Consider the following 24,661-nt stretch of genomic DNA (forward strand, 5'->3'; position numbering starts at 1 on the left):
CCTCTAGCGATTGCAACGAATGCATCGGGAGGAAGGGATGTATTCATCAGGCGGAGTGGAGCAAGCGGCGCGCCGCGACCCGATCCCCGCGGACCTCCTCGCTATCGTAACTCTACGCAAAACCCACGCGCGGAGTACGAAAGAAAGGGGGAAAAACTCAAGCGGGGAAGCGCATTGTAATTCTTACAACGCGCGGCCGGATTGTAGGAATTGCAATCCGCTTTCGGCGCGCGTCCGCACGGCCGCCGAGCCCGTGCGGGCGAGGGCTTCGATCTCGGGCCGAAGCTGGCGCATCGCGTCGTTCGGCTTCGAGGCGGCGAGGGCTTCCAGCGCCTGGAGCTGGATCGTCTCGACGAGGTCCGGAGACTCGTCGTCGGGACGACTGGCGGCGGCCGCCCCGAGCATCTCGCGCAGGATCGCCAGGGCCGACGCGTCGCCGCGGCGGGTGAGTGCGATCGCGGCGTTGTAGCGGACGAACCGATCGTCGTCGGATCGGAGCCGGCCCCGGAGCGAGCCGGTCGCGGCCTCTCCGCCGCAGAAGCCGAGCGCGAAGACGGCGAGGCGCCGGAGTTCCGGCGAGTCGGCGGCGTTCGCGGCGTCGCCGAGCGCGACGATCACCCGTGGGTCGTCGAGACCGCCCTCCAGCCGCGCGCCCTGCCGGGCGAGGCTCGCCGCCGCCGCGAGGCGGATCGACGAGTCGAATCGGCCGTCGAGCGCCCGGGCGAGCATCGCGAGCGGGTCCGGGGTTCGACCGTCGGCGAGCCGCGCGTCGAGCGTGCGGAACGTCCCGATCGCCAGCGCGAGGTACTGGGCGAGCCGGGGATCGGCCGCGCGATCCAGCTCGACGCCGAGCATGTCAGTCAGCTCGCCGAGGATCCGGGGGTCGGTCGCCGTCTTCGGGTCGCCCTGGAGCAGATTCGCCAGCTCGAACGCCGACCGCCAGCTCCCCGTCCCCGAGCGGATCTCTCGCACGTATTGCAGGGCGTCGCCCCGGCCGCCGGCCAGCACGCCGAACAGGAGCCAGACCGCGACGACGGCCGCCACGACCAGCGCCGGGATCACGAACAAACGGAGGACGAACCCCGCCGAGGGCATTTCCACATCCGGCAGGTCGGCCGGATCGCCGGGCTCTTCGCTGCGAGGGGTGCGGAAATCGAGGTCGCCGGGGGCGTTCGGGGAGGGCATGCTGTTCGTCGCCGCGGGATCGTCCGGGACGTCGCCTCGTTGGGCTTGGCGTAAGGGGGCGATGTCGCTGGACGGCTTCGCGACGTTCGTCCCCGAGTCTAGGCCCCCGGCGCAAGCTCGGGCAAGGGGACGCCGGGCCTTTCGCCGGAATACCGGGGTTGACAGGTTCGCCGGTCCTCGTTTTAATCCCGAACGTCGAGGACCGTCGGGACCCCTTCCGAGGTGTCGCGCCGAGATCCTCGATCGGCGACAGCCCAGGCCCACACCTTCGACCTGACACCATCGCTTGCGATTCGGGCTGCCGTCGTCGCTCTCCGGAACTCCTTCCGCGGCCTTCGCGGCGGGAAGTCCGCAGGGATCAGCATGATGCCGATCACCAGGAGGTCAGGTCGCGCTCGCGGGACGCGAGCGTACGAAGGAACGACGCCATGCACCGGATGCGATACGACATCAGACGATTGGTCTTACCCGCCTTCTTCATGACCCTGGGCGCCCTGGGCTCCCCGCTCCGGGCCGACCTGATCCGCCCGCACGGATTCCGGGCCTACCCGAACATCGCCGGCGACATGGTCGGCGAACAGACTTATGAGTTCGACCGGACCCGGCAACTGGGCGTGTTCCGGGTCACGAACGCGCCCCACGTCATCACGCTCGGGCCGACCCGTCGCCACATGATCGACGTGATGCCCGACGTCGAGGGGACCCTCAACGAGACCCTGCAGCTCACGCTGGATCGCCAGGGCAAGCTCGTGGAGCAGCCCGACAACGGATTCGAGCTTCGCGGCTCGGTGACCATCGCCGGCAAGGTCTACGAGGGCCTGCTGCTCAAGGGGCGGCCGACCGCCTTCGGGGCGCAGGGCCTCGGCCAGGACGCCAAGGGGATCTCAGGCGTCTTCGACCTGAGCCTGAAGGTGACGGGGGGCAAGCTGGCGAGGGCGTTCGGCCCCGAGGCGTACTTCCGCATCACGCCGCAGGGCGGCAGCACGTTCCAGGGCGATTTCACCGCCGATTTCACGGGCGGACGGCCCCTGACCAGCCTGCGGGCGACCCGCGGCGAGTCGGCCCCGATCCCGGTCCCCGAGCCGACCCTCGTCCTCTTCCTCGCGACCTGCGGCGGCGGCTACGTCGCCACCCGCCTCCTGCGCCGACGGAAGGCCCGGCGGCGTCAGGCTTTCGCGACGTCGGTCAGTCGGCGTGGAGCGACGCCGACAACTTACCTAATGCCTCGTTCTCGATCTGTCGGACCCGCTCCCTCGTCAGCCCGAGGGATTCGCCGATCTCCTTGAGCGTCTTCGGCGGGGCGTCGTTCAGGCCGAACCGCATGCGCAGGACCGTGGCCTCGCGCTTGTCCATCTCCTCCAGGCGGTTCATCACCAGCCGGAGGTTGTCGGCCTCGACCATCTCGACGTCCGGGGCGCGGGTGCGCTCGTCCATCAACATCTCGCCCAGGCTCCAGCCGTTCTCGGGCTGGTCGGTCTGGGGCACGAGGTTGTAGACCTTGATGGCCTTCTTGACGATCGCCAGCTTCTTCTTCGGCAGGTTCAGGATCTTGGCGATCTCGTCGACGGTGGGGGCCCGGCCCAGGGTCTCCTGCATCTCGGCCGAGGTCCGCCGCCACTTGAAGAGCAGCTCGACCATGTAGGCCGGGATCCGGATCGGCTTGGCCGTGTTGACGAGGGCCCTCTTGATCGACTGCTTGATCCAGTAGCTGGCATAGGTGCTGAACCGCGTGCCGACGGCGGGGTCGAAGCCCTCGACCGCCCGCAGCAGGCCCAGGTTCCCCTCTTCGATCAAGTCCTGCAACGCCAGGCCCTTGCCCACGTAGCCGCGGGCGATATTGACGACGAGGCGCAGGTTCGCCCGAATCATCCGATCCCGCGCCATATCGTCGCCGACGGCGATCTTACGGGCGAGATCCTTCTCTTCGTCCGCGTTCAGCAGGGCCACTTCGTTGATCTCCCGGAGATAAGTCTCCAGGGGGCTCTGCACCGTATCACGGCGATGTCGTCGAATCCGGGCCATGAAGATCCTCGTTGTGTCGGTCGTAACAAGGTCCGCTCACGTCCCCGAATCGGTAGACGAGAACCGAAACCGCGGCGTCGGACGCGTCCCGATTCGGGAGCCTTCCGATCCACCTCGGCGATGCGACGAATCCCGGGCGGAGGCGCCGGCCCCCGCTCGTCCCTTCGCGGCGCAGGGGCGTTTGAAGCGTCGACGCGCCGGACTTCGGCCCGCCGCGCCCGCTGGTCTCGCGTCGTCTTGCAAGATCCGCCCGGACCGGCCTTCAGCCCGGCCCGAAACCCTCGCGCCTCGACCCAAACCCCTGTTCGCCCCCGCCGTCCCGCCGCCGCTTGACAAACGAAATATCGGACGGCCCCCTGCTGCGTGATAAGCTGAGAAGGAACCGGAAAACTAGGATATCCTGTGAATACATGGAACGTGGGGGTTTGAGGTAGTTTTCCGGTTGCCGAATTTGACGCGGACGGCCGCATTGCAGCGGTCGTGCGGGTCGCACCGGCGACAGGGCGAGGCCTCGCGTTCGAGCGGAGGGATTTCGTGGCAGCCGTGACGACTGGCGAGCCCGGAGAGGCGTCGGGCTGCTCGGTCCATCGCGACGACTGCCTGTCGCACCTGAAGACGATGACGTCGGGGGTCGTCGACCTGGCGTACCTCGACCCGCCCTTCGCCACGGGCCGGACGCACCGCCTGCACACGCGGGATCGCACCACGGCCTACGAGTTCGAGGACGTCTGGGAGACGCCCGAGGCCTACGCCTCATTCCTGAGGGAAAGGCTGGTGGAAATCCGACGCGTGCTGGCCGACTCCGGCTGCGTCTTCTTCCATTGCGGGCGCGGGTCGGGCCACGTCGCCCGCTGCTTGCTGGACGAGGTCTTCGGCCCGGGGCGATTCCGGTCGGAGATCATCTGGCATTACCGGCGATGGTCGAGCGGATCGTCGGGCCTTCTCCCCGCCCACCAGACGATCCACTACTACACGAAGACCGATTCTTACGTGTTCAACCCCATCTGGGACGCGTACTCGCCCGCGACGAACGTCGACCAGCTCCTCCAGCGGCGTCGCCGCGACGCCTTCGACAAGTCGGTCTACGAGCGCGACGAACAGGGCCGCCCGGTGCCGGGCGGCGCCAAGCGCGGGGTCCCCATGAGCGACGTGTGGGACCTCCCCCACCTGAACCCCAAGGCCCGCGAGCGGACGGGCTATCCGACCCAGAAGCCGCTGGTCCTCCTCGAACGGATCATCGCGCTGGCGAGCCGCCCGGGGGACCTGGTCCTCGACCCGTTCTGCGGCAGCGGCACGACGCTGATCGCCGCCGCCGCGCTGGGACGTCGGGCGATCGGCGTCGACGTCTCCGAGCAGGCGGTCGCACTGACGCGAAAGCGGCTGGAGAACCCGGTGCGGAGTCGATCGCGGTTGCTGGAGCGGGGCCGCGAGGCCTACCGGAAGGCCGACCCGGCGAGCCTGGCCCTGCTCGCCGGCCTGGACTGCGTCCCGGTCCAGCGCAACGCGGGCATCGACGCGATCCTCGAGGAGTCCCACGACGGACGTCCCGTCGTGGTGCGGGTCCAGCGCCCGGGCGAGCCCCTGGCCGAGGCCGCCGCGAAGCTCCGACGCGCGGGGGCGGCGCATCAGGCCTCGCGGCTCTTCCTGGTCGTCCGCGAGCCGGCCGAAGGGCCCGCTCCCGAAGGGGTCGAGTTGATCGAGTCCCCGGCCGTCGCGATCGCCCGCAGGATCAAGGCCGACTCCTGAGCCCGTCGCGTCGGCCGCGCGCAAAAAGCAACGCCGCCCCGGGACGAGCCCGGGGCGGCGTTCGATTCCACGTCGAGGCGATTCGCGGATCAGCTCACTCTTCGGTCTCGGCGGTCGCGCCGCCGATGCTGAAGAGCGGGCCGCCGCCGCCGAGGCCGCCCTTGAGCTCCTTGGTCTCCTTGGCTTCCCGCGCGGCCTGGGCCGCCTCGGCGCCTTCGGGCGTCGTCTCGCCTTCCTCGTCGTCGCGGCCGGTCCAGTGGGCCTTCTTGCGGGAGAGGCCGATCTTGCGCTCGCCGCGGTCGACCCGGAGGATCTTGACCTCGATCTCGTCGCCGACCTTGACGACCTCTTCGGGGCTGTCGACCTTGTGGTCGGCCAGCTCGGAGATGTGCAGCAGGCCTTCGAGGCCCGGCTCCAGCTCGACGAAGACGCCGAAGTTGGTGAGCTTCGTGACCTTGCCCTTCACGACGTCGTTGGGCTCGTAGCGGCCGGGGATGTCGGTCTCCCACGGGTCTTCCTTGAGCTGCTTGAGCCCCAGGGCGATCCGCTTGCGGTCCTGGTCGACGTTGAGCACCTGGCAGGTGATCCGCTGGCCCTTCTCGAGCACCTCGTTGGGGTGGCCGATCTTGCGGGTCCAGCTCATGTCGGAGATGTGCAGGAGGCCGTCGATGCCCTCCTCGATCTCGATGAACGCGCCGTAGTTGGTGAGGTTGCGGACGGTGCCCTCGACCATCGTGCCCGGCGGGTACTTGTTGGCGACCTGGTCCCAGGGGTTGACCTGGGTCTGCTTCATGCCGAGCGAGATCTCCTGCTTGTCCTTGTTGATGCCAAGGACGACGACCTCGATCTTGTCGCCGGTGTTGACCAGCTCGCTCGGGTGGTTGATCCGCTTGGTCCAGGACATCTCGGAGATGTGGACCAGGCCCTCGATGCCCTCTTCGAGCTTGACGAAGGCGCCGTAGGACATGACGTTGACGACCTCGCCGACGACGCGGGTGCCGACCGGGTACTTGTCGGCGACGTTCTCCCAGGGGCTCGCGCTCTTCTGCTTGAGGCCCAGGGCGATCTTCTCGCGCTCCTTGTCGACGTGGAGGACCATGACCTCGATCTGGTCGTCGATCTTGAGCATGTCGCTGGGGTGGTTGATGCGGCCCCAGCTCATGTCGGTGATGTGCAGCAGGCCGTCGATGCCGCCCAGGTCGACGAACGCGCCGAAGTCGGCGATGTTCTTGACGGTGCCCTTGCGGATCTGGCGCTCGGCGATCTCCTCGAGCAGGGCCTTCTTCTGCTGCTCGCGGGTGATCTCGATGAGCTTGCGGCGGCTGACGACGATGTTCCGGCGGGACTCGTCGATCTTCAGGATCATGCACTCGATCTCTTGATCGATGAAGTCGGCGATGTCGGACGGGCGGCGGATGTCGACCTGACTGGCGGGCAGGAAGACGTTGACGCCGATGTCGACCAGCAGGCCGCCCTTGATCTTGCGGGTGACCTTGCCCTTGACCACGTCGAGCTCGTGGTACTTGGCGATGACCATTTCCCAGGCCCGCATGCGGTGGGCCTTCTTGCGGGACAGGACGATCTCGCCGGTCTCGTCCTCCATGCCTTCGAGCAGGACCTCGACCTCGTCGCCGGGCTGCGGCGGGGGCTCGTCTTCCCACTCGTTCAGGGCCACGAGGCCCTCGGACTTGTATCCCACGTCGACGACGACCTGGTCGCCGACGATCTCGATGACCTTGCCCGAGACGATCCCGCCGATCTCGAAGCTCTGGCCCTCGCCCAGGAAGTCCTCGAGAGTCTTCGAGCCGTCTTCGGCGGTCACGACCGCCGCCAGTTCGTCCTCGTTGATGTCGAATTCGCGAAGGAGGTTGCGATCTACCATGTGTTCGATTCGTAATGTCTTCCGCCCCGGGCCGGGCCGCGGCCGGGGAGGACTCGCCGCCTCCGGGGGCGCCGCCGCCGCGGCCTCCATGGCCGTTCGACGACGCACTGCCGAGGACGAGCGAAAGCCGGAAAAACGAAAAAACCACCCCGGCACGCGCGGGATGGGTGGACGTTGATGAATTGTATCCGGGCAGGTGCATTCTTGACAACCCGCTCTTGGCCCGCGGCCCGCGGAGGACGGCCTTGACCGGGCTGGTCGGCCGCGATAGCGTGCCCGCGAACGGACGGCGCACGGGTCCGGCCCTCGCGAATCGCGGGGATGCGGGTCGCGCCCGGGGGATCTCAAGGATGAGACGACGAGCGGCGAGACGGGCCTCCCTGGCGGGCCTCGTGCTGGTTTCCGCGGGGTGCGCCATCACGACCCCCCACGTCGCCGTGCCGGAGGTGGGCTTCGCCTATTCCGCCGGCCAGGGGTCGCAGACCTTCGCCGCCCCGCCCGGCGTCGTGGGGCCCGCGGTCGTCGAGTCGCTCGGGGACCTCGGGATGAAGGACGTCCGGCCCCTCCGCGACGGGACCGTCCTCCGCTACGAGGCCGTCACGAGCGACGACCGCTCGGCCTCGGTCACGATCCGGTCGCGCGGCGGGGCCGCCACGGCGGTCGCGCGGGTGGGTTGGTTCGGCGACGAGCCCCTTTCGCGCGCGATCCTCCAACGCGTCGCCGTCCGGCTGGGCGAGCGCGCGCCCGAGCCGATCCCGGAAGAGGCCCCCAGCAAGCCCTCGGCCAACCCCTTCTTCTCCCGGAGCGCGGTGCCCGACTCGGTCATGCTCCGCGACCAGGCCGACGCCGCGTACACCGACCGCGTCGTCCCCTGAGTCGCCCGGCCTGGCAGGGATGGGGACGGTTTGAGCCGCCGCCTTCCCAAAAACGAAGACGGCCGCCTCGCGGCGGCGTCTCGCTCGTTTTCGGAACCGCCAAAGTAGGCGAATCGTTGGCCCACTGCGGCCCGGACCGATCATCGCATCCATGTGAGATCGGGGGCCGGGCCGTGTGGCCGAACGTGAGCGGACCCCCCCGGCGGGGCCGGCGGAATCCGCTCAGGAGTAAGGTCGAACTCGACGCGCGCTTCCTTGCCGCCGGGAATCGGACCTTGAACTTCGTTGTGACGACCGCCCCGCCTGGAGTCGGCGGGCGGTGGAACAGCATGAAGGGATAATATGAAAATCAACTCGCACAACGGCATGACGTTTCGTCGATGATTCTCGTCGTCATGTCGCGAACGAACGTCAAAATACGATCAATCCGCGTGCGAGTCAACCCACCCTACGATTTTTCTTGCGCCCCGTTTCGCGGGCGCCGGCAGCCTCGGCGGGGCTCCTTCAGCCTCCGGCGAGGCCCTCGCGAGGGCCTCGCGCCGCGACCTCGGGCGAGATCGGGAGGTCCGGAGTCCGCGGTCGGCGGCCGACGTCGCGGCCTGGTCCGGACCCTCGCGGGATTCGCGGCCGAGGGCCGTCGACCCTCGGCGACGACGCGTCGCGCCTGACAAGGTCGGCTGGCCAAAGTAGACGGCGATGCGCGTTCGGACCCGTTCGTTCGTAAAAACTCTCTCATGAGTCGCCTGGGTCGGGGTTCGGGCCTCCCACCGGTCGCAACGGCCGGAACGGGCGAGGATTTCGGTGCCGTCCTATAATGGGCGTGCGAGGGTCGAGGACGCCGCGGAGCCATGATCGCCGAGACCCGTGATCGAATTCAGCTATGCGAGAATGAGCCATGCCCGTCGCGATGGAGGTGTGGGAGATTGCCGTGCGGGGGATGACCTGCGGCCACTGCGTCGGCTCGGTCACGAGGGCGATCGAGGCCGTGCCCGGCGTCGAGTCGGTCGTCGTCGACCTGGAAGCCGGCCGCGCCGAGGTCTCGGTCGACCCGGCCGTCGCCCGTCGCGAGGCCGTCGAACGGGCGATCCACGAGGCCGGCTACGCGACGGAGGACCTCGGACCGCCGACGTCGCCGTCGCCGATCGTCGCGATCGTCGGCCGGACGCCCGAGCCTCCGACGCCGATCACCCCCCCCGCCCCCTCGCCGGCGGTCGAATCGTCCTCCCGCGAGGAGTGGGACCTGGCGATCGGCGGGATGCACTGCGCCAGCTGCGTCGTGAGGGTCGAGACGGCGTTGAAGGCGGTCCCCGGCGTCGAGGACGTCCGGGTCAACCTGGCGACGGAGCGCGCGGCGGTGGTCGTCGACCCCGATCGGGTCGACGTCGGCGACCTGGCCGGCGCGGCGGCCGGGGCCGGCTATTCGGCGCGTCGCGAGGAGTGGGCCTTCGGGGCCCAAGCCGCGGCGAGGCTCCGCGAGGAACGCGCCGCGAGCGTGGCCTATTGGCGCAACCGCCTGATCGTGGGGGTCGCCGCGACCATCCCCCTGGTCGCGCTGGGGATCGGCTCGATGCTCGTCCCGGCCTGGGGGCATGCGGCCTGGCTGGGCTGGTCGATGGCGGGGCTGGCGGCCTTCCTCCAGGCGGCCCTGGGGTGGCCGTACATCCGCGGGGCCTGGCAGCGGCTTCGCCAGGGCTCGGCCAACATGGACACCCTGATCGCGCTCGGGACGTCCACGGCGTTCGCCTACAGCCTCGTCCACCTGCTGGCGGGCCGGCTGCATCAGGCACATTTCTTCATGGACGCGGGGATCATCCTGACGCTCATCACGCTGGGCAAGTTCCTGGAAGTCCGCGCCCGCGGGAACGCCGGCGCGGCCGTCGAGCGGCTGCTGGACCTGGCCCCGCGCACGGCCCGCAGGATCGTCGAGGGCGGGCGGGTCGTCGAGGCGCCGCTGTCGGACGTCCGTCGCGGCGACCGGCTCCGAGTCCTGCCGGGCGAGACGATCCCGGTCGACGGCGACGTCGTCGAGGGCGAGTCGGAGGTCGACGAGTCGATGCTGACCGGCGAGTCGACCCCGGCGCCGAAGCGTCCCGGCGATCGCGTCACCGGTGCGACGCTCAACGGCGACGGCTCGCTCGTGATCGAGGCGAAGCGGCTCGGGAAAGAGAGCGCCCTGGAGCAGATCGTCCGGCTCGTGCTGGCGGCCCAGGGTTCCAAGGCGGGCGTGCAGCGGCTGGCGGACCGCGTGTCGTCGGTCTTCGTCCCGATCGTCCTGGCGATCGCGGGCGCCACGTTGCTGGGCTGGGGGTTGCTCGGCGGCGACTGGGGCCGGGCCGTGCTGAACGCGGCAGCCGTGCTGATCATCGCCTGCCCCTGCGCCCTGGGCCTGGCGACGCCCATGGCCGTCGCGGTGGCGACGGGCCGTGGCGCCCGCGCCGGGCTCTTCATCCGCGAGGCGTCGGCCCTGGAGAGGATGGACCGCCTGGGCACGATCGTGTTCGACAAGACGGGCACCCTGACCGAAGGCCGGCCGAGCCTGGTCGCGACGCATGCGTTGCCGGGTTGGGACGAGGCCGGACTGGTCGCGCTGATCGCCGCGGCCGAGGCGTCGAGCGAGCACCCCCTGGCGCGGGCCTTCGCCGGCAAGGCCAACGGCCGGCCCGTCGCCGACTTCCGGGCGATCCGAGGGCGGGGCGTCTCGGCGGCCGTCGACGGCCGCAAGGTCCTCGTCGGGTCGCGGGCGCTGTTGATGGAACAGGGCGTCGACGTCGCCGCGCTCGACCCGATCGCCGACGCCTGGGAGGCCGAGGCGAAGACCGTCCTCTGCGCGGCGGTCGATGGCCGCGCCGCCGGGGCCGCGGCGCTGGCGGACCGCCTCAAGCCCCACGCCCGGGAGGTCGTCGCGACGCTCCGGAGCCAGGGGGCCGACGTCGTGCTGCTGACCGGCGACAACCCGGCGACCGCGCGCGCCGTCGCCTCCGAGCTGGGGCTGCCCGCCGACCGCGTGATCGCCGGCGTGCTGCCGGACGCCAAGGCGGCGACGATCGAATCGATCCGGAACGATCCGAAGCAGAAGGGCGTGGCCATGGTCGGCGACGGCCTGAACGACGCCCCCGCCCTGGCGGCGGCGGACGTCGGGATCGCCCTGGGCACGGGCGCGGACCTGGCGAAGGCGGCGGCCGACGTGGTCGTGGCCTCGGGCGACCTCCGCGCGGTCCCCCAGGCGCTCAAGCTGGGCCGGGAAACGTTGAAGGCGATCCGTCAGAACTTGTTCTGGGCCTTCGCCTACAATACGCTGGGGATACCCGTGGCCGCCCTCGGACTCTTCGGACGCTACGGGCCGATGATCGCGGCGCTGGCGATGTCGCTCAGCTCCGTCACCGTCGTCGCCCGGTCGGGCTGGCTGGCCCGGCTCGACCTCGACGACCCGGCCCAGGATTGAGGTCGGGCGGTTTCCCTTCTTCGGCGAAAGCGAACGGTACGCAAATGGACGTCGAGCCGTCGACCTCGCCCGGGCGCATCGCGTCCCTCGACCAGTTCCGGGGCTATACGGTCGCGGCGATGATGTTCGTCAACTTCGCCGGCGGCCTGAACGCCTTCCACTCGACGTTCCGGCACCACAACACGTATTGCAGCTACGCCGACACGATCATGCCGCAGTTCTTCTTCGCGGTGGGCTTCTCGTATCGGCTGACCTTCCTCCGACGGCTGGCGACGCTCGGCCGCCGCGCGGCGTCGCTGGCCGTCGTCCGCCGCGCCCTCGGTCTGATTTTGCTGGGATTCGTGCTTTACCACCTCGACGGCCGGGTCAAGACGTGGGCGGAGTTGAAGGACCTGGGACTCGGGGGATTCCTGACGACGGCCTTCCGCCGCGAGCTCTGCCAGACGCTCGTTCAGATCGCTTTGACCTCGGTTTGGATCCTGCCGGTCGTGGCGGCCTCGGCGCCGACCCGCGTCCTGTACCTTATCGGCGGCGCGATCCTGCACCTGACGCTGTCCTGGTGGTTCTACCTGGACTACGCGTGGAAGACGCCGGTGATCGACGGCGGCTGGCTGGGGATCCTGAGCTGGGCCATCCCGATGCTCGTCGGCACGCTCGCCTACGACGCGATCGCCGCGCGCGACCTCGCCGGCCGCGCTCGTGCGTCGGCGGTGCCGAGCCTCCTGGGCTGGGCCGCGATCCTGATGCTGGCCGGCTACGGGCTCGCCTCGATGCTCGTGCTCGCCCCGCCGCCGTTCACGCCCCCCGCGACTTCGATGGCCAAGGTCGTCGACCTCTGGACGATGAGCCAGCGGACCGGGAGCGTGTCGTACATGACCTTCGCCGCCGGGTTCTCGCTGGCCGTCTACGCCCTGTTCGTCGCGGCGTGCGACGCCTTCGGGGCGTCGCTGGGCGTCTTCCGGACGTTCGGGACGAACGCCCTGGCGGCCTACATCGCTCCCACGCTGGTCGAGGGGGCCGTCCGCGCCTATCTGCCCCGCGACGCGCCCCTCTGGTACGCCTCGGCCGGAACGCTTCTCCACCTGACGATCTGCTGGGCGCTGATCCGATATCTGGAGAAGAACCGGATCTTCCTGAAGCTCTGAGCGGGTCGAGCCAAATCCTTCTCCCGCCGGGAGAAAGTGGCCGGAACGGCCGGATGAGTGGTCGCGGCGCTTCGCGGACGCCTCCCTGTTCCGTCGCGCCTTCGGGATCCCGACGACCCTCATCCGCCGCTGCGCGGCACCTTCTCCCGGCGGGAGAAGGATCAAAGCACAAGGGCCGGAGGAGAGAGCGACGGCTCGTGGCCCGTCTCCCCCTCATCCGGCCCTTCGGGCCACCTTCCCCCGCCAGGGAAGGCTCGCATGGACGCTTTGATCAGAGGTCGCGGCTGTCGATGCGGGCCTCGAGGATCTTGGCGATCTTCTCCTTGGACTCTTCGAGGTGGGCGCGGGTGGTGTCGTCAAGCTGGGCGCCCTTGGCGTCGAGTTCCTTGGTGATGCGGGCGGCGACGTCCTTGAGGTGGAAGCGCGCCAGCGAGCGGGCGTCGGCGGGGACGGAAGTGACGCCGCGGCCGACGAAGACGACGAAGCCGCCGCCGTCGCCGAGCCCACCGCCGCCGGCCTGGCCGATGACGAGCGTGCCGAGGCGCCGCAGGTGCTCGCGCTGGAGGTTGCGGCGGATGGTCGAGAGGCCCGGCTTGGGATCCTTCTCGTCCTTCGTCGGCAGCTTGTCGAGGTCGGCCCAGACGCCGTCGGTCAGGGCCCGGAAAACCTCGTCGATCCGGAGCGGGGACGAGCCCGGGTTGGCCTGCAGTTCCTGGTTCTGGAGCCGGGCGAGCGTGTCGCCGCTGAGGCAGTGCCCCAGCACGATCCGCTGGATGCCCAGGATCCGCTCATAGACCGAGATGTCGGCGTTGGGGCCGGAGAACAGGCCCTCGTTGCCCCAGTGCATCCAGCGCTCGTTGCCGAGGCGGCGCATCACGGTCGGCGAAAACGTGAAGTCCTTGTCGGTCAGCACGTGCTCGGTGATGAACTTCAGGCACTCGCGCTGCTTCTCGCCGGGGACCGGGTCGATGGGGTCGTGGGCGTCCTTGTCGGCCTTGTGGTCACGCGAGATGGACTGGCCGGCGACGTACTGCGAGGCCAGGGTCGCGGCGTTGCCCCACTGGTTGAGCAGGACGCTGAACGCCCGTCGCATCCGGGCCCAGGGCTCGCCGTCCTTGACGACGCGGGAGTCCAGGTCCTTGAGCAGCTCGCGGGCCAGCTCGATGCGATCCTTGGCGAACTGGCAGGGGTCGGAGCCCAGGTCCCAGCGGTTGACGTAGGGGTCGTCGTTGAGGACGACGTCCTCGTCGGTGGCGTAGGTCAGCTCCTTCTCGGCGGCCCGCGCGGCGACCTTCTTCAGCTCGCCCGCCTCGTCGCCGTCGGCCTGCTTGTAGCCGTACTCGATCGCCCAGTAGTCGTAGGGGCCGATGGTCGTCGAGTAGTAGTCGCCCTGCTTCTTGCCCCGGGGTGCGATGTTGACCGGGTTGTAGTCCATGACGCTGCCGCCCAGGCCCTTCTCGTGGGTGACCCCCGTGTCGTTGAGCTGGTCGGCGGTGAGCATCGTGCTCGACTTGAAGTTGTGGCGGAGGCCCAGCGAGTGGCCGACCTCGTGCATCACGACGTCCTTGATGGCCTGGCTGAGGAACTCCTCGGGCAGCTCGTCCTTGATCTCGGGCTTCTTCTTCTCTTCGGGCTTGGGGGCGTCCTTCTTCTCGCCGTCCTTCTTCTCGCCGTCCTTCTTCTCGTCGTCTTTCTTCGCGGCGTCGGCCGGCGGCGTGGGGGCCTGGGCGAGGCTGATCGCGGCCAGGCTGAGGTCCTGCGTGAACCCCTGGTGCCGCTGGCAGAAGCCCTGGGCGTTGCGCGCCAGGTTCTTGGCGAGCCGCCACTGCAGCAGGCTCTGGTCGGCGGGGATCAGCTCGGGGACCATCTGGCCGGGGAGCTTCTGGAGCAGGTCGAGGCCCGGCATCGTCGACGCCTGGGGCGTGCCGTAGCCCATCTTCGAGGCCAGGATCGGGCTGACGACCTCGCCGAGGGCCAGCGGGGTGTACTGGGGATCGCCGCCGGCGGCCGTGGTGCTGCCCAGCAGCAGGGCGTATTCCTGCTTCCAGTGGCGGATCCAGCTGGCGTCGAAGATGACGTCGCCGTCGATGATCTCGCCCGTCATGGGGTTGGCCCGGACGCACGACATGGCCGAGCCCGACTCGCTGGCGACCCAGCGGAAGGTGCAGTAGTTCGTGTCCTCGGGGTCGAACTCGTCGCGGCCGGCCTCCTGCCAGCGGACGGCGATCGCGTTCTTGAAGCCGATCTTCTCGAATGCCTTGTTCCATTCGAGGATCCCCTCCTCGACGTAGGGCCGGTACTCCTGCGGGACGTTGTCCTCGACGTACCAGACGATCTGCTTCTTGGGCGGGGACAGTTTGGCGCGGGGGTCGGACTTCTCCAGCCGCCAGCGGTAGATGTAGCGGACGAAGTTGCCGTCCTGGCTGTTGACGCCGAAATCCTTGGCGGCGGCCAGGAAGTAGCCGACGCGGTCGTCGGCCGCGCGAGGGCGGTAGGAGGCGTCGGGGGTCTTCATGATGCTGTAGTGGACGACGATCGTCAGCCCGCGCGAGTCGGCCACGCCGCCGTCGCCCCGGCCCATGCCGCCCCGGCCGCCGGCGTAAGTCGTCTCGAGCTGGAGTTCCAGATTGTTGGGGAACCCCTTCACCTTCTGCCACGAGCTGCGCGAGCGGTCGATGGGGCCCAGGCCGAGCTGGGCGAAGTCGGTCATGAAGACGTCCGACAGGTCGATCAGCGGCGCGCCGCCGCGCATCATGTTGAGCGCGACGATCGGCAGGGCCATGATGACCGAGTCGGTGTAGTTCTGCTTGACGGCCTTGTCGATCGGCGTGCCCGCGGGGGCCTTGTAATGGATGTTGCGGCGGACCACCTGGATCCGGTCGCCCACCCGCTTGAAGATCAGGACGAGGTCGTCGTCGCCGGCCGGCATGCCGGCGTTGGCCATGCCCCGCGCGATGGTGACGGGCACGAGGAGGGTCTGGTTGAACTGGTCGGGGCGGATCTCGGCGTAGAGGTGATCGCCGGTCTTGTACAGGGTGAACAGGCCGTCGATCTTCTCGGCGTCCTTCGTCACGTCGGCGAAGTCGCGGAAGTTCCCCGACCCGCCGGGCCGGGGGCCGCCGAACCCCTGCCCTCGCGCGGCGGCCATGGCCTCGCCGATGTCGATCTTGGCCCCGTCCTGCTGGGGCGGCGTCTGCGTCGGGGCGGGCGGCGGGGCCTGTTGCGCCCGAGCCTCCGCGGCGGGTAGGCCCGCCAACGTCAGCGACGCCAGGACCGCGAAACGACCGATGCGAGTCATGAAGCCCTCCTCGAACCGTTGATGAGGAATCCTGAGATGTCGTGCGATCGATGGGGGCTCGGCCGCGCAGCGACGACGGCGTGGGGATGCAAGGGGACCGCCGTCGGGAGGGGGCGTCGAGGCCGGAAAATCGCCCCGCCTTCCCCAGGACGTGCGACCCCTTCATCGTGCCGAACAGCTTCGGACTTTGCAAGGTCGGGAAACCGTGTTCAGGCGTGACGACGCGGTCTTCGAGGAGTTTTACGGTCGGGAGCGAAAGGTGGTTCGCAGGGTTTTTGCCGATCAGATCGGTTGGACCTCGGCGTCCAGCTCCAGCACGCCCTCATCGCGGATCTGCTCGGCCAGCGCCACGAGCTTGCGGCGGCCGTCGACGAGGTTCGACGGCAGGTCGGTCTCGCCGACGCGCTCGAGCGTCCGCAGGCCGGCGACCGGGCGGTCGAGGCGGCGGATCAGGACCTCGGCGAGCTTGAGGCGGATCTTGGGCGAGGGCAAATTCGACTCGTCGAGGTACGCCTGCATCACGCCGACGGCGTCGTCCCAGGCCTGGGCGGCGACGAGGGCCTTGATCAGGTCGACTCGCTCGGGGTCGGGGGGCCGCCAACCCTTGAGCCGTCGTCGCGTCGAGCGGTAGAACCCCATCGCGGCCTCGGTCTCGTCGGCGTCGAGGTGGCCGCGGAGCGTCCGCAGGGCGACGAGGTCCGGGGCCTCGCCGGCGGCCTTCGCCTTCTTGGCCTTGGCGACCTTCTTCTGGACCTTCTCGACCATCGACCGGTGCGGCGTGCGCTTCGACGTCTTGTTCATCGTCCCGGTCCGGCCGTGCTTCATCCGCGAGAGCAGGTCCCAGCCCTCGCAGTCGACGAGGTCGAATTTGAGCAGGACGAGCCCGACGATCACGCCCCCCAGCGCCCCCGAGGCGTGGGCCAGGGCCGACGACACCGCCAGCGCCTGGACGCTCGCCGACGTCAGGCTCGCCACCAGGACCTCCCAGGCGATGTAGAAGGCGGCGAACCAGAGGATCGGGATCTCGGGCTGGAAGATCAGGAGCCGCATGAAGCCCGAGAGGATCACCACGCAATATAGGTCGTTGCGCGGCGCCCAGATCATGCAGAGGGCCATCAGGCCGTAGATCGCGCCCGACGCGCCCAGCATGTGCTGGCTGCCCGCCGGGTCGGCCAGCAGCTGGATCGAGCCGCTCTGGAAGACGCCCATCGCCAGGTAGACCGCCAGGAAGCCGATCGCCCCCAGCTTCCCCTCGACGATGATCCCGAACGCCCAGAGGAAGAGCAGGTTGCCGAGCAGGTGCATGATGTCGGCGTGCATGAAGATGTTCGTCACCCACTGGACCGGGTGGATCCCGTCGCCCAGGGCGAGCATCCATTCCGTGTGCCGGTGGTAGGGGTCCGCCGCGAACACCAGGACGCAGGCGATCATCACCGCGATCGTGGCGTACGGCCGGTGGTAGATCGGGGCGTCGGTCCCCCAGGGGATGATCATGGAGCCCCTCCGCGGGCGATCCTCAAATCACCAGAACTTCCACGCCTTCGTCGCGATCACGTAGATCCCCAGCGCCAGGTTGGCGACGACGTGGCTGATCACGCACGCCGAGACCGACTTCGTATAGGCGAGCAGCCCCGCCCACAACAGGCCGGTCAGCAGGGCCGGCAGCCACTCGGGATGCGCCAGGGCGAAGAAGGCCGAGCAGACCAGGGCCGAGATCCAGGTCACCCGGCCGATGGGGACCTTCCAGAAGTCCTGGTCGATCAGCCAGCGGATCAGGAAGGAACGCCAGAACAGCTCTTCGAACACCGGCACGAGCAGCACCAGTCCCAGCAGCCGCACCGCGATGAACGCCGCCTTGCCGGCGGGGCCCAGGACGTCGGGATCGAAGGCCTTGCGCGCGCCTCCCATGAACGGCAGGTCGGGGTAGCGGCCGTCGAGACCGATCCAGAGCGCGATGACCACGAGCCCCGTCGCGACCGCCAGGAGGACGTCGAGCACCCCGGGGGCGGGGCGGAGGTCGTTCCAGGTCGAGCGGTAGTACCACATGATCGCCGCCACGATCGCCGCCTTCGCCGCGTAGGCCGCCGGGTACCAGCCGGGGCTCGGCAGGTAGCTTTCCAGGCTGCCGAGCGCCACGTAGGCGAACATCGGGGCGATGTAGGGCATGAAGCTCCGCGTGACGGTCGGCAGGGCGTCGAACGTCTGGGGGCGGGGCTCGGCGGACGTGGACATCGGCTTGCTCCTTTCAGCCGCCCAGCCGCGCCAGCAGCGCGGGGGCGTCGAGCCGGGGGACGATCAGGTCGGCCAGGCCGAGGCCCTCGGCGACGCTGTGCTCGTGGGGGACGGCCACCACGAACGCGCCGGCGGCGCGCGCCGCGGCGACGCCGGCCGGGCTGTCCTCCAGCACCATCAGGCATTCGGGGGCCACGCCCAGTCCTTCGGCCGCCTTGAGGTAGATTTCCGGCTCCGGCTTGCCCCGCTTGACGTCCTCCGACCCCAGCAGAAACGCGAACCGGTCGCGCAGCCCGTGCCCGTTCAGCAGCCGCTCGGCGTAAGCCCGCCGCGAGGACGTCGCGACCGCCGCCGGCACGCCGAGGTCCCGCAGGCGGTCCAGCAGCGTCAAGAGGCCCGCCGTGGGGGCGACGTCGGTGTCGACGACGGCCAGGAACCGCTCGCGGACGTCGGCCAGCAGCTCCTCGGGTTTCGCGTCCACCCCGCTCATCGTCTGGAGCACGTGGCCGGCCTCGACCGACCGTCGGCCGATCATCGCCGCCATGATCTCGGCCGTGAACCGGCCGCCCCGGGCCTCCAGGGTCTCGCACGCGACCCGGAAGAACAGGGCCTCGGTGTCGAACATCAGGCCGTCCAGGTCGAAGGCGACGGCGTCGATCGTGGGTGGCATCGTCCTGCGCGTTCCTCGGCTCTCGGTTCCCGACCCATCCGTCCGGGCCCTTGGTTTTTGATTAGTTTAACGAGTCCCGGGTCGGTCCGCATCCACGACGTCGCACGGCCACGCCGTCGAACGGGTTTGCGGCCCTGCTAGAATGACGCGAGGCCCGCCGACCCGGCTGGCGGCCCGAAGTCGCATCCCGGTTGATCGAGGAGTCGGCGATGGAAACGCGGAAGATCGGCGGATCGGAGCTGGAGGTCGCCCCCCTGGCGCTGGGCGGCAACGTGTTCGGGTGGACGATCGACGAGGCGGCCTCGTTCCGGATCCTCGACGCCTTCGTCGCGGCCGGCCTGAACTTCATCGACACGGCCGACGTCTACTCGCGCTGGGCCCCCGGCAACCAGGGGGGCGAGTCCGAGACGATCCTGGGCAAGTGGTTCCAGCAGAACGGCCGCCGCGACCAGGTCGTGCTGGCGACGAAGGTCGGCATGGACATGGGCGACGGCAAGAAGGGGCTCCGCCGGGCCTACATCCTCCGCGCCGTGGAGGACTCGCTGCGGCGGCTCCAGACCGACCGGATCGACCTCTACCAGACGCACAAGGACGAGGATCCCGAGACCCCCCAGGAGGAGACGCTCGGGGCTTACGACCAGCTCATCAAGCAGGGCAAGGTCCGCATCATCGGCGCGTCGAACTTCACCGCCGCCCGCCTGGCCGAGTCGCTCGAGCTGAGCGCCCGCGACGGCCTGCCGCGCTACCAGTGCCTCCAGCCCCATTACAACCTCGTCGAGCGCTCGGGCTTCGAGGCCGAGCTGGGCCCGCTCTGCCGGAAAGAGGACATCGGCGTCATCCCGTACTACTCGCTCGCCAGCGGCTTCCTGACCGGCAAGTACCGCGGCGAGGCGGACCTGTCCAAGAGCGCCGCACGGAGCGGGAACGTCAAGAAGTACCTCAACGACCGCGGCTTCCGCGTCGTGCGGGCCCTCGACGAGGTGGCCGCCGGCCTGAGCGTCAAGCCGGCGAGCGTCGCCCTCGCCTGGCTGATCGCCCGCCCCGGCGTCACCGCCCCCATCGCCAGCGCGACGAGCGTCGAGCAACTCGACGACCTGGTGCAATCCGTCCACATCCGGCTCGACGCCGCCGCGAACGAGAAGCTGGACCAGGCCAGCGCCTGAAGCCGAGACCCAACGCTTCGAATCTTCCCGGTGGGCGATGCCCACCCCACGGGTCTTCGAGGAAGCCTTGCACCCTCATAGGGTGGGCGCCGTCCGCCACTTCGAGGCCGCTGAATGGAAGGAGCATGTCGCCCGACGATCGTCGCGGACGGCTTCCGAACGCCGGCCTTGATCATGGGCGTCGGGTCCGATGAGATGGCCTGAGGATGACGCCGGTGGGCGGTGCCCGCCCTACGGGACTCGCCGCCTGATAACGGCAGCTCGATCCATCACGACTCCCCGCAGAACCACATTGAGTGGGACACCGGCTGGAAGGCAGGGGGGGCTGGGCGATTGAGCGGGTGCGAAAGTCAGGCAAACTCTCGACTGGAAACTGCGAGGTTGATTCGCAGCGATAATCTTCGACCTCACCGCACGAAGCCTCCTTTCGTGTGGAGCGTCCTCGAAGTTTCACGGAGCTGGTAAATGGATCTCAGGGCGTTCGTCGAAGCCGTTGCATGTCCGAGCGTGGGTCGCCGGGCTGCCGGTTTGCTGCTCCTCACCGCCGTCGCGGCGTTCGTGCTGGCGGCCGCTTCCACGGGTGCAGCCTGGGCTTCCGAGGGATTCCAGGAAGCCGAACCGAGTCGACCGGCGTCGGTGCAGCCCGCACCGCTGCGGAGCATCGAGCCCGGGGGCGATCGTGCCGACTTCGCCCCGCTCCGCTCGATCATCGGCGACGCCCGCATCGTAGCCCTCGGCGAGTCGACGCTCGGGGCCCACGAGCCGCTAGCCTTCCGCAACCGGCTGTTCGAGCACCTGGTCGAGGATCTCGACTTCACCGCGATCGCGGTGGAGTCCGCGTTCCCGGAATCTCGACGATTGGCCGAGTACATCGCAGGCGGGCCGGGGGCCGAACAGGAAATCCTCGCCGACCTCCGCACGTGGTGGCACGAGCCGCTCGAAGAAAACCTGCAGCTCGTCCGGTGGATGCGGGACTACAACGCGCGACCTGGTAAGAAACGCCCGGTCCGGTTCTACGCGATCGACCTGAGCTACACCGGCCCGTGGGGCTCTCGGCCGACCGCGACGCCTATTGAGGCTGCCCTCGCCTACCTGAGCCGCGTGGACGTCGAATCAGGTCACAAGCTCGGGGTCGCCTTCGAGCCGTGGATACGCCGCCTCGCCGACCCCCTGGCCCCTTGGACGGATCAGGAGCACGACGCCTTCACGGCGACGATCGACGATCTCGTCGCGCTTCTGGAACGCGAACGCGTCGCGTATTTGGCCGCGGCCTCGGCGGCCGACCACGAGTGGGCCCACCGGTCCGCCGTCGTGGCGAGGCAGGCGGATCGCATGTTCCGCGTGGCTCCAGCCGCCCCGCCCAACGGGCCCGTACCGCGCGACGCTTGGCGGATGGTCGACGCGCGGGATTCGGCGATGGCCGAGAACGTCCTCTGGGCGCTCGGTCAGGAAGGGCCGGAGGGGCGGGTCCTCGTGGTAACCCATAAAGTGCACGCACAGGCCGCGGCGACCGCTGGCGGCCCATGGGATGCCTACGAGCGGATGCCGGCCTCCATGGGGCGGCATCTTCGCGCATCTTTGGGCGAACGCTTCGCCGTCGTTGGGATGCAAGAGGAGGATGGCCCGTCGACGGTGCCACGACCTTTCCTGCTGGATCTTCGGGAGGGCGAAGCGGCCCGGCGGAGGTCGTCATTCGACTCCCAGTTGGTGATCGACCCGTCGACCCCCGCTCGGCCCGTCAAGTCCCGCCCATGATGCCGGGCCGACGCTCCCTGCGAGGCCCGTCGGCGGACTCAAAACAAGGTCCCACCCCATGAAAAACAAACCGACCTGCCCGCTGTGATCCACCCGCATGGAACGCCGCAAAGCCTTGCAGGGTGGGCGTCGCCCACCTCGTCAAGGCCGCTGAATGGGGGGCGCACATGCCCCAACCGCCGTCGCGCGTACGTCCCTGGGGGCATCGTCTTCTTGACGCTCGTCACCTACCGTCGCGCACCGATCCTCGACGGGCCGGAGAATGTTGCGAGGTTGCGGCGGGCGCTCGGGCAGGTGATGTGCGAGGCCCCCTTCCGCATCCCTGCGGCGGTCGTCCTCCCGGACCACGCGCATTTCCTCTGGTCGCTGCCCCGGGGGTGAAGCGGACTGCTCACGGCGCGTCGGCCGGATGAAGGTGCTTTTCCCCGCTCGCTCCCGGGGCGTGACGTGGCGAGCTTCGACGTCAGCCGGTCGCGGCGCCGGCACCCCGAGAGCGACGCCTTGCAGCGCCAATTTTTGGGAGCACAACGTCGAAAGCGAGGACGAGTTTGAAGGCCTGGTGGATTACATCCATGACGACCCGGTGCGACACGGCCTGACTTCGTGTCCGCACCTCCAGCCTTCTTCAAACCTCGATCGATGGTTCCGCGCCGGGCTGTATCCTGCACGTTGGGGCTGTTGTTGCGACGGCCGAACGCCGGCCTTGAACTTGGGCGTCGGGGCCGATGAAAGCGCCGGAGAATGACACCGGTGGGCGGTGCCGACCCTACGGGACTTCAGGACCAGGGTCCACCCTGACGGCGGGCCGGGATACCGCCCATGATGACGCCCGCACCAGCTGGAGACATGCTCTTGTGCAGGGCACCGACCGCACCGTTCAGGCGGCCGCACAGAGCGTCGACGTCCCAGTGCGAGAAGGCCAGGCTGGCGCCCCAGAGGTAATTCTTCGGCGTGTCCATGGTGGCGCCACCCCCGAACTTGGCCGTGAAAACGAGGCTCCCGGGATCGAGACGACAATCATAGGAACCGATGTTGGTGTAGTTCTCGGACCAGGACTTCAAATTCGTCATCAGCATCTCTGTGAGCACCCGCAGCCGGATCGGGTCGATCGCCCCGTCGGGGGCGGAGATGCGTGCGGCCTTCTGCTTCTGGTATTCCGCCTGCCGGGCCGGGATTGTGTTCACATTCGTGCCGGGCATGTTGGCCGTTGACCTGCCGATCAGGAAGGGACCCATACTCAAGATCATTCCTTCAAGCTCCCAACCCTCGTCCTCGATCCACCTGGCCCGATCGCCCAGGGATACAGTCTGCCCCACGAGAGTGCTCCCTGGCGCCGCCGACTGGTACTTGCCGTCCACAAGCAGATTCACGCTCCGGACCACGGTGTCGGACCACGGGTTGACCTGGAGGTTCCGCAAGTCCACGGGGTTGGAGAGACGGATGATCCGGTCGAACGGACGCTCGCGGAACGCGTGCGTCGCGGGGAGGCCCCCCGACTTCTGGCCGTAAACGCCGTACGGGTCGGTGGGCGACGCAGCGGAGGAGTCCATCCCCACCGCCAGACGAGCCTGGAATGAGCCGGCGAACGCGATGTCGAGTTGCGAGATCTTGCCCATGGCGGGGGCTCCAATTTCGGTGTCAGTCCCTCCCCAGGACGATTTGACTCGCGGCCCATTCCCTTGTCCACGAAAATCGATAATGCGGCACACATGATTGTTTGTAAGGGGCAACCGTGGGACGGCCTTGGCGAGTCGGGACTTCCGGGCGCGATACCCTTCGCCCTCGTGCCTTGTACGGTGGACGCCGCCTACCCACTACGGCTCACTGACGAAGACCTGCTTCCGGGGTAACATGGGCGTTGAAGGTTTCCAATCCGCCCCTTGGAGCGACGTCATGCGAACGTTTTCAGCCGCCGCCGCCGTCGGCCTGATCGGCTGCGTGTCCACGGTCCTGTCCCAGGCGCAGGAGCCCGTGCGGGTCACGGTCGACAACTTCCGCCGCGCCGAGTCCGACTCCTATTTCGGGCGATTCGTCAAGGATGGCGGATTCGGGAAGTTCCACCACGAGCGGGAACTCGCGGCGATCGACCATCAGACGGTGATCCGCCTGAATCGCGACACCCTCTACTCGTTCGGCGTCTTCGACCTCGACGCCGCGCCGGTCACCATCACGCTCCCGGACGCGGGAAAGCGGTACATGGCGATGCAGGTCATCAACGAGGACCACTACGCCACGGATGTCTTCTACGCACCCGGGACGCACACGCTCACGAGCGACCAAGCGGGCACGCGGTACGTCGCCCTGGCCATCCGTACATTCGTGAACCCGAACGACCAGGCGGATGTGAGACAAGTCCACGCCCTGCAAGACGGCATCAAGGTCGAGCAGGAGTCGTCGGGCAAGTTCGAGGTGACCGAATGGGACCAGGCGTCGCTGAAGCAGATCCGCGAGGCCCTGCTCGCGGTGGTGACCGCCAACGGCGGACTGGAATCGACGAAGATGTTCGGTCGGAAGGGCGAGGTCGACCCGGTCCAGCACCTCCTGGGCACGGCCGCCGGCTGGGGCGGGAACCCGCGTTACGCCGCGCTCTATGCGGGGGCTTCCCCCAGGGAGAACGACGGCAAGACGGCATACCGAATGACCGTGAAGGACGTGCCGGTGGACGGGTTCTGGTCGGTGAGCGTGTACGACGAGGGCGGCTATTTCGAGAAGAACCCGGAGAACGCCTACACCGTGAACGACGTCACCGCCAGGCCGAACGCGGACGGCTCGGTGACGATCCATTTCGGGGGTGACAGGACGGCCCCGAACTACCTGCCCATCACTCCCGGATGGAACTATCTGCTCAGGATGTACCGCCCTCGAAAGGAGATCCTCGACGGCGCCTGGAAGCTCCCCGAAGCGGAACCGGTGAGGTAGCCTCGTGAGGCGGGCGCCGCCCACCGCCCCGCATGAAACCAATGGGCGGTTCCCAAATTACGGGATTTGGGTGAACACACCATTCCTGCCGAGGCTTCGCCGGCCCGCAGGCTGCGAGGCCGAAATATGAGTCAACGGACCTGGGTATGCATCTCTTGTCGCAAATCCTATCGACGGCCGCAGGACGTACCCTCGCTTCACTGTCCCACGTGCCACGCCGGGTGCGAGTCCGTTCACTGGAAGATCCGCATGCCTTCGCCAAAACACCCGAAGGCATGGGAGCGGTTCTGGGAAAAATACAGGTCGGAAAAGGCCCTTCTCGCTGCG

At 68.7% G+C, this 24,661-nt stretch carries 16 protein-coding genes; 8 read left to right on the forward strand and 8 right to left on the reverse strand.

Translation table 11 applies throughout. The features are described 5' to 3' along the window. Positions 1 to 183: 183 nt before the first annotated feature. Entirely contained in the window at positions 184 to 1,185 is a 1,002-nt protein-coding gene (locus PZE19_RS17750; RefSeq protein ID WP_277861966.1) for a HEAT repeat domain-containing protein, read from the reverse strand. A 428-nt stretch (positions 1,186 to 1,613) separates the two neighbouring features. On the opposite strand from PZE19_RS17750, the gene PZE19_RS17755 reads away from it, so the two are divergent. Then, on the forward strand, positions 1,614 to 2,471 hold the full coding sequence (locus tag PZE19_RS17755) for a hypothetical protein (RefSeq protein ID WP_277861967.1): 858 nt from the start codon (positions 1,614 to 1,616) through the stop codon (positions 2,469 to 2,471). Here PZE19_RS17755 and PZE19_RS17760 read toward each other — a convergent pair. After that, positions 2,371 to 3,207: a sigma-70 family RNA polymerase sigma factor gene (locus PZE19_RS17760; protein ID WP_277861968.1), complete on the reverse strand. Its 837-nt coding sequence runs from the start codon at positions 3,205 to 3,207 to the stop codon at positions 2,371 to 2,373. The genes PZE19_RS17755 and PZE19_RS17760 overlap by 101 nt on opposite strands. 534 nt (positions 3,208 to 3,741) lie before the next feature. Here PZE19_RS17760 and PZE19_RS17765 point away from each other — a divergent pair. Next, complete coding sequence (locus PZE19_RS17765; RefSeq protein WP_277861969.1) at positions 3,742 to 4,953, forward strand: DNA-methyltransferase; 1,212 nt, start codon at positions 3,742 to 3,744, stop codon at positions 4,951 to 4,953. A 94-nt stretch (positions 4,954 to 5,047) separates the two neighbouring features. Here PZE19_RS17765 and PZE19_RS17770 read toward each other — a convergent pair whose 3' ends face one another. Next, positions 5,048 to 6,835 (reverse strand): 30S ribosomal protein S1, encoded by a 1,788-nt coding sequence (locus tag PZE19_RS17770; RefSeq protein ID WP_277861970.1) that lies wholly within the window; start codon positions 6,833 to 6,835, stop codon positions 5,048 to 5,050. A 350-nt stretch (positions 6,836 to 7,185) separates the two neighbouring features. Here PZE19_RS17770 and PZE19_RS17775 point away from each other — a divergent pair, with 350 nt between their 5' ends. The 3 genes from PZE19_RS17775 to PZE19_RS17785 all read left to right on the forward strand — a co-directional run bounded on the left by PZE19_RS17775 (position 7,186) and on the right by PZE19_RS17785 (position 12,297). After that, positions 7,186 to 7,710, forward strand: coding sequence for a DUF3568 family protein (locus tag PZE19_RS17775; RefSeq protein WP_277861971.1), 525 nt, complete (start codon positions 7,186 to 7,188; stop codon positions 7,708 to 7,710). Positions 7,711 to 8,605: 895 nt separating this feature from the next. Continuing rightward, the gene (locus PZE19_RS17780) at positions 8,606 to 11,152 is read left to right on the forward strand and encodes a heavy metal translocating P-type ATPase (protein WP_277861972.1); all 2,547 of its coding nucleotides are present in this window, start codon (positions 8,606 to 8,608) and stop codon (positions 11,150 to 11,152) included. Between the two features lie 44 nt (positions 11,153 to 11,196). Further along, positions 11,197 to 12,297, forward strand: coding sequence for a heparan-alpha-glucosaminide N-acetyltransferase domain-containing protein (locus PZE19_RS17785; protein ID WP_277861973.1), 1,101 nt, complete (start codon positions 11,197 to 11,199; stop codon positions 12,295 to 12,297). 271 nt (positions 12,298 to 12,568) lie between these two features. Here PZE19_RS17785 and PZE19_RS17790 read toward each other — a convergent pair whose 3' ends face one another. The 4 genes from PZE19_RS17790 to PZE19_RS17805 form a co-directional block, all read right to left on the reverse strand. Next, positions 12,569 to 15,595 carry a zinc-dependent metalloprotease gene (locus PZE19_RS17790; protein WP_277861974.1) on the reverse strand — a complete coding sequence of 1,009 codons (3,027 nt, stop codon included), beginning with the start codon at positions 15,593 to 15,595 and terminating at the stop codon, positions 12,569 to 12,571. A 282-nt stretch (positions 15,596 to 15,877) separates the two neighbouring features. Then, a complete protein-coding gene (locus PZE19_RS17795; RefSeq protein ID WP_277861975.1) occupies positions 15,878 to 17,089 on the reverse strand; it encodes a rhomboid family intramembrane serine protease in 1,212 nt (403 codons plus the stop codon). Between the two features lie 27 nt (positions 17,090 to 17,116). Beyond that, the gene (locus PZE19_RS17800; RefSeq protein WP_277861976.1) at positions 17,117 to 17,827 is read right to left on the reverse strand and encodes a CAAX prenyl protease-related protein; all 711 of its coding nucleotides are present in this window, start codon (positions 17,825 to 17,827) and stop codon (positions 17,117 to 17,119) included. 13 nt (positions 17,828 to 17,840) lie between these two features. After that, complete coding sequence (locus tag PZE19_RS17805) at positions 17,841 to 18,497, reverse strand: HAD family hydrolase (protein ID WP_277861977.1); 657 nt, start codon at positions 18,495 to 18,497, stop codon at positions 17,841 to 17,843. 209 nt (positions 18,498 to 18,706) lie between these two features. Here PZE19_RS17805 and PZE19_RS17810 point away from each other — a divergent pair, with 209 nt between their 5' ends. Together PZE19_RS17810 and PZE19_RS17815 are read left to right on the forward strand one after the other, a co-directional pair. Next, positions 18,707 to 19,660 carry an aldo/keto reductase gene (locus PZE19_RS17810; RefSeq protein WP_277861978.1) on the forward strand — a complete coding sequence of 318 codons (954 nt, stop codon included), beginning with the start codon at positions 18,707 to 18,709 and terminating at the stop codon, positions 19,658 to 19,660. 465 nt (positions 19,661 to 20,125) lie between these two features. Beyond that, entirely contained in the window at positions 20,126 to 21,415 is a 1,290-nt protein-coding gene (locus tag PZE19_RS17815; protein WP_277861979.1) for an erythromycin esterase family protein, read from the forward strand. A gap of 776 nt (positions 21,416 to 22,191) precedes the next feature. Here PZE19_RS17815 and PZE19_RS17820 read toward each other — a convergent pair. Further along, positions 22,192 to 23,031, reverse strand: coding sequence for a hypothetical protein (locus PZE19_RS17820; protein WP_277861980.1), 840 nt, complete (start codon positions 23,029 to 23,031; stop codon positions 22,192 to 22,194). Between the two features lie 277 nt (positions 23,032 to 23,308). Here PZE19_RS17820 and PZE19_RS17825 point away from each other — a divergent pair, with 277 nt between their 5' ends. Continuing rightward, the gene (locus PZE19_RS17825; protein WP_277861981.1) at positions 23,309 to 24,334 is read left to right on the forward strand and encodes a DUF1214 domain-containing protein; all 1,026 of its coding nucleotides are present in this window, start codon (positions 23,309 to 23,311) and stop codon (positions 24,332 to 24,334) included. Positions 24,335 to 24,661 lie beyond the last annotated feature (327 nt).

It is taken from the genome of Paludisphaera mucosa (assembly GCF_029589435.1).
GTDB classification, from domain to species: domain Bacteria; phylum Planctomycetota; class Planctomycetia; order Isosphaerales; family Isosphaeraceae; genus Paludisphaera; species Paludisphaera mucosa.

What these genes read in the sequence shown, in the direction of transcription:
- PZE19_RS17760 (WP_277861968.1), bottom strand. Translation starts at nt 3,207, where the DNA reads ATGGCCCGGATTCGACGACATCGCCGTGATACGGTGCAGAGCCCCCTG.
- PZE19_RS17825 (WP_277861981.1), top strand. Translation starts at nt 23,309, where the DNA reads ATGCGAACGTTTTCAGCCGCCGCCGCCGTCGGCCTGATCGGCTGCGTG.
- PZE19_RS17800 (WP_277861976.1), bottom strand. Translation starts at nt 17,827, where the DNA reads ATGTCCACGTCCGCCGAGCCCCGCCCCCAGACGTTCGACGCCCTGCCG.
- PZE19_RS17770 (WP_277861970.1), bottom strand. Translation starts at nt 6,835, where the DNA reads ATGGTAGATCGCAACCTCCTTCGCGAATTCGACATCAACGAGGACGAA.
- PZE19_RS17810 (WP_277861978.1), top strand. Translation starts at nt 18,707, where the DNA reads ATGGAAACGCGGAAGATCGGCGGATCGGAGCTGGAGGTCGCCCCCCTG.
- PZE19_RS17795 (WP_277861975.1), bottom strand. Translation starts at nt 17,089, where the DNA reads ATGATCATCCCCTGGGGGACCGACGCCCCGATCTACCACCGGCCGTAC.
- PZE19_RS17820 (WP_277861980.1), bottom strand. Translation starts at nt 23,031, where the DNA reads ATGGGCAAGATCTCGCAACTCGACATCGCGTTCGCCGGCTCATTCCAG.
- PZE19_RS17755 (WP_277861967.1), top strand. Translation starts at nt 1,614, where the DNA reads ATGCACCGGATGCGATACGACATCAGACGATTGGTCTTACCCGCCTTC.
- PZE19_RS17790 (WP_277861974.1), bottom strand. Translation starts at nt 15,595, where the DNA reads ATGACTCGCATCGGTCGTTTCGCGGTCCTGGCGTCGCTGACGTTGGCG.
- PZE19_RS17780 (WP_277861972.1), top strand. Translation starts at nt 8,606, where the DNA reads ATGCCCGTCGCGATGGAGGTGTGGGAGATTGCCGTGCGGGGGATGACC.
- PZE19_RS17805 (WP_277861977.1), bottom strand. Translation starts at nt 18,497, where the DNA reads ATGCCACCCACGATCGACGCCGTCGCCTTCGACCTGGACGGCCTGATG.
- PZE19_RS17815 (WP_277861979.1), top strand. Translation starts at nt 20,126, where the DNA reads ATGGATCTCAGGGCGTTCGTCGAAGCCGTTGCATGTCCGAGCGTGGGT.
- PZE19_RS17775 (WP_277861971.1), top strand. Translation starts at nt 7,186, where the DNA reads ATGAGACGACGAGCGGCGAGACGGGCCTCCCTGGCGGGCCTCGTGCTG.
- PZE19_RS17785 (WP_277861973.1), top strand. Translation starts at nt 11,197, where the DNA reads ATGGACGTCGAGCCGTCGACCTCGCCCGGGCGCATCGCGTCCCTCGAC.
- PZE19_RS17750 (WP_277861966.1), bottom strand. Translation starts at nt 1,185, where the DNA reads ATGCCCTCCCCGAACGCCCCCGGCGACCTCGATTTCCGCACCCCTCGC.